Source organism: Dietzia sp. DQ11-44 (genome assembly GCF_014145205.1).
GTDB lineage: Bacteria > Actinomycetota > Actinomycetes > Mycobacteriales > Mycobacteriaceae > Dietzia > Dietzia natronolimnaea.
This window is the reverse complement of the sequence record NZ_JAALEC010000150.1, coordinates 1-3,476: the sequence shown is the minus strand read 5'-3', so window position 1 is coordinate 3,476 and position 3,476 is coordinate 1. Positions and strand designations below refer to the sequence as shown.

Below are 3,476 nucleotides of genomic sequence, written 5' to 3'. Positions count from 1 at the left end.
GGGCGGACGGGTGCGGGCCAAGTACGGATGGACCGACGTGTCACGGTTCGCCGCCCTGGGCGTCCCGGCCGTCAATCTGGGTCCGGGCGACCCCGGCCTGGCGCACACACGGGACGAGCACTGCCCGGCCACCCAGATCACCGAGGTGGCCGAGGTGCTCCGCGCCTACCTCACCACCTCCGGCTGACCCCGACCCGACACGACCCGCGCCCGACACGGCCCGGACCTGATACGACCCCGGACCCCGCGAGCCCGGACATCACGAGCCCGGACCCCACCCCAGTAGGAGACCACCCCTGATGGCACCGAACGATTCAGTACACCTGCGCGGCCCGCTCCTCCTGCGACGGGACAAGGGCGGCGATCGCACGACCACCGACCAACGGCTGTTGGACACCAACCAGGACACCGACTGGTTGCACACCGACCCGTGGCGGGTCCTGCGCATCCAGAGCGAGTTCGTCAACGGGTTCGGCGCGCTCGCGGAGCTGCCCGACGCGGTGAGCGTATTCGGGTCCGCGCGGACCCGCCCGGGTGATCCCGCCTACGAACAGGCGGTGGAGCTGGGGCGGGCGCTCGCGGAGGCGGGTTACGCGGTGGTCACGGGCGGCGGACCGGGTCAGATGGAGGCGGCCAACAAGGGCGCGTGGGAGGCGGACGGTGAGTCCGTGGGCCTGGGGATCGAGCTGCCCATGGAACAGGGGATCAACCGCTGGGTGGACCTGGGGCTGCACTTCCGCTACTTCTTCGTCCGCAAGACGATGTTCGTCAAATACACGCAGGCGTTCGTCTGTACCCCGGGCGGCTTCGGCACCCTGGACGAGTTCTTCGAGGCCATCACCCTGGTCCAGACCGACAAGATCACCCGGTTCCCGATCGTCCTGCTGGGAGTGGATTTCTGGACCCCACTGGTGGACTGGATCCGGGGAACCCTGGTCGAGCAGGGGATGATCTCGGCGTCCGACCTCGACCTGTTCCTGGTCACCGACTCCGTGGCCGAGACGGTGGAGTACATCCGCGAGGCGCACCACCGGGCCGCGCTGACCGCCGAACAGCGTGAAGACCTGTACGGCGAGGAACACCGGGGGGTCGAGCGTTGATGGCACCGGTTCCCGGCCGTCGGGTCTGCATCTACTGCGCCTCCTCGACCCACGACCCCGGGCTGCTGCAGATCGCCACCGAGGTCGGCAACGGGATCGCCCGTCGTGGATGGTCTCTGGTCTCCGGTGGCGGCAACGTGTCCATGATGGGCGCGGTCGCCGAGGCGGCGCGGGACGGCGGAGCCCGGACCGTCGGCGTCATCCCCGAGGGGCTGCGGGTGCGTGAGGTGGCCGACACCGCTGCGGACGAGCTGGTGGTGGTCACCACGATGAGGGAACGCAAACGCGAGATGGAGGAGCGCTCGGACGCGTTCCTCACCCTGCCCGGGGGGATCGGCACGATGGAGGAGATGTTCGAGGTGTGGACGTCCGCCTCGCTCGGGTTCCATCACAAGCCGGTCGTGCTCTACGACCCGATCGGCTTCTACCGACCGCTGTTGGACTGGGTCGGCGGGCTCGTCGAGTCCGGGCTGGTCAAGCCGCAGGCGTTCGACAGCCTCGTGGTGTGTGACGACCTGGAGGCGGCGCTCGACGCCTGCGGAGGCCGGCGGTGACGCCACCGGGCGCGACGCCGCCTCCCACGCTCTGCGGGCGCCCCGTCCCGGTGGACCGACCTCTGGTGATGGCGATCGTCAACCGCACGCCGGACTCCTTCTACGACCGTGGAGCGTGCTTCACCGACGTGGCGGCGATGCACCGGGTCGACCGGTGCGTGGAGGACGGCGCGGACATCCTCGACATCGGTGGGGTCAAGGCCGGTCCCGGCGAGCTGGTGGACGCCCGGGAGGAGCTCCGGCGGGTGGTGCCCTTCATCGAGGCGGTCCGGGACAGACACCCGGGCGTGGTCATCTCCGTGGACACCTGGCGCGGCTCGGTCGCCCGCAGCGCCCTGTCCGCCGGCGCCGATCTGGTCAACGACACCTGGGCGGGGCACGATCCCGAGGTGCTGACCGCCGCCGGCGAGGCGGGGGCGGGGTTCGTGTGCTCCCACACCGGGGGTGCGGTCCCGCGCACCCGGCCCTTCCGGGTGGGATACCCCGACGTCGTCCTCGACGTGGTCTCGGAACTGTCCGCTGCCGCCGAACGGGCCCTCGCCGCCGGGGTCCCCGAGGACGGGATACTGGTCGACCCCACCCACGACTTCGGCAAGAACACCTTCCACGGTCTCGAGCTCCTGCGGCGGATGGACGAGATCGTGGCCCTCGGTCATCCCGTCCTGATGGCGCTGAGCAACAAGGACTTCATCGGCGAGACCCTGGACGCGGGAATCGACGACCGCGCCGAGGGCACCCTGGCGGCGACCTCCGTCGCGGCGATGATGGGCGCCCGCGTGTTCCGCACCCACGACGTGCGTGCGACGCGCCGCTCGGTGGAGATGGTGGCCTCCATCTTGGGAACCCGCCCACCTGCGCGAACGGTCCGCGGGCTCGCCTGACTCGGGCGGGTCCACCGCCGCGAGGCGTGTGCCAGACTGGAGGCCCGGCCCGGACCAGAGAGAGGCTCCCGCGCATGCTCACCATCGTCATCTATGTGGTGGTCACCCTGATCGTGGCGGCGGCGCTCTACGCCCTGTCGATCGTGGTCTTCGGCCGTTCGGAACCGCTGCCGGCGGTGGCGCGGGGACACACGGTCACGATGCTGCCCGAAGGGCCGCTCACCGGCGACGATCTGCGATCGGTCCGATTCGGGATGTCCGCGCGGGGGTACACGATGTCGGAGGTCGACTGGGCGCTCGAGGAGGCGGCGACGGAGATCGACAGGCTCCGCGCGCGACTCGCCGGGGAGGGAAACGTCGGGGAGTCCTCCGACGGGGCGGACCCAGAACGCGCTCCCGCGTCCGGGCACGGTGTGACGCGCTAGAATCGGCAACATCCACTCAGCGATACCGCACGTGGGCCCGGCCGTCCTCACAGGACGCGGCCCACTGCCAAGGACGAAGGGAATCGACCCGATGGCGGCTATGAAGCCCAGGACCGGTGACGGACCGATGGAAGCGGCCAAGGAGGGCCGCGGGATCGTCATGCGCGTCCCTCTCGAGGGTGGCGGACGCCTCGTCGTGGAGTTGACCCCCGACGAGGCGAAGTCGCTCGGCGCGGAGTTGACCCAGGCCATCTCCTGATCGTCCCCTGCGCTGGCGAATCGACGCACCCGGCCCACGCGGCGGGTGCGTCGATTCGGTTCCACGGAAGGTTCTCCCGATGTCCGAGGTCCCCTCGCGTCCACTCCCCACCGTTCGCGTAGCTCGCGGATCGGACCCCGCCACCGGATGGTCGCTGGTCACCCGGGCCCCGGAGGAGGGCCGACCCCTCCGCGGCCGCGCCGTGGAGGCGCGGACGAGCGCGGTCGACGGCCGGCCGGTGGTGGAGGTCGAGATCG

Annotated in this window: 6 protein-coding genes; all 6 read left to right on the top strand. The window is 70.8% G+C overall.

From position 1 onward, the window contains the following. On the top strand, positions 1 to 187 hold a 187-nt coding region (locus tag G6018_RS04725), incomplete at its 5' end, for a M20/M25/M40 family metallo-hydrolase (protein WP_347237798.1). Positions 188 to 299: 112 nt separating this feature from the next. Continuing rightward, on the top strand, positions 300 to 1,100 hold the full coding sequence (locus tag G6018_RS04720; protein ID WP_179525595.1) for a TIGR00730 family Rossman fold protein: 801 nt from the start codon (positions 300 to 302) through the stop codon (positions 1,098 to 1,100). Further along, positions 1,100 to 1,654: a TIGR00730 family Rossman fold protein gene (locus G6018_RS04715; RefSeq protein WP_182610290.1), complete on the top strand. Its 555-nt coding sequence runs from the start codon at positions 1,100 to 1,102 to the stop codon at positions 1,652 to 1,654. The genes G6018_RS04720 and G6018_RS04715 overlap by 1 nt, the downstream gene beginning before the upstream one ends. 68 nt (positions 1,655 to 1,722) lie before the next feature. After that, positions 1,723 to 2,535, top strand: a complete 813-nt coding sequence (folP, locus tag G6018_RS04710; RefSeq protein ID WP_182610291.1) for a dihydropteroate synthase — start codon at positions 1,723 to 1,725, stop codon at positions 2,533 to 2,535. Positions 2,536 to 2,609: 74 nt separating this feature from the next. After that, positions 2,610 to 2,960 (top strand): DivIVA domain-containing protein, encoded by a 351-nt coding sequence (locus G6018_RS04705; protein WP_179525592.1) that lies wholly within the window; start codon positions 2,610 to 2,612, stop codon positions 2,958 to 2,960. A gap of 91 nt (positions 2,961 to 3,051) precedes the next feature. Beyond that, positions 3,052 to 3,219, top strand: coding sequence for a DUF3117 domain-containing protein (locus tag G6018_RS04700; protein ID WP_107747298.1), 168 nt, complete (start codon positions 3,052 to 3,054; stop codon positions 3,217 to 3,219). Positions 3,220 to 3,476 lie beyond the last annotated feature (257 nt).

Bases quoted from the DNA above. Each gene is read 5' to 3' on its own strand.
- G6018_RS04720 (WP_179525595.1), top strand. From the start codon at position 300: ATGGCACCGAACGATTCAGTACACCTGCGCGGCCCGCTCCTCCTGCGA.
- G6018_RS04715 (WP_182610290.1), top strand. From the start codon at position 1,100: ATGGCACCGGTTCCCGGCCGTCGGGTCTGCATCTACTGCGCCTCCTCG.
- G6018_RS04700 (WP_107747298.1), top strand. From the start codon at position 3,052: ATGGCGGCTATGAAGCCCAGGACCGGTGACGGACCGATGGAAGCGGCC.
- G6018_RS04705 (WP_179525592.1), top strand. From the start codon at position 2,610: ATGCTCACCATCGTCATCTATGTGGTGGTCACCCTGATCGTGGCGGCG.
- folP (WP_182610291.1), top strand. From the start codon at position 1,723: ATGGCGATCGTCAACCGCACGCCGGACTCCTTCTACGACCGTGGAGCG.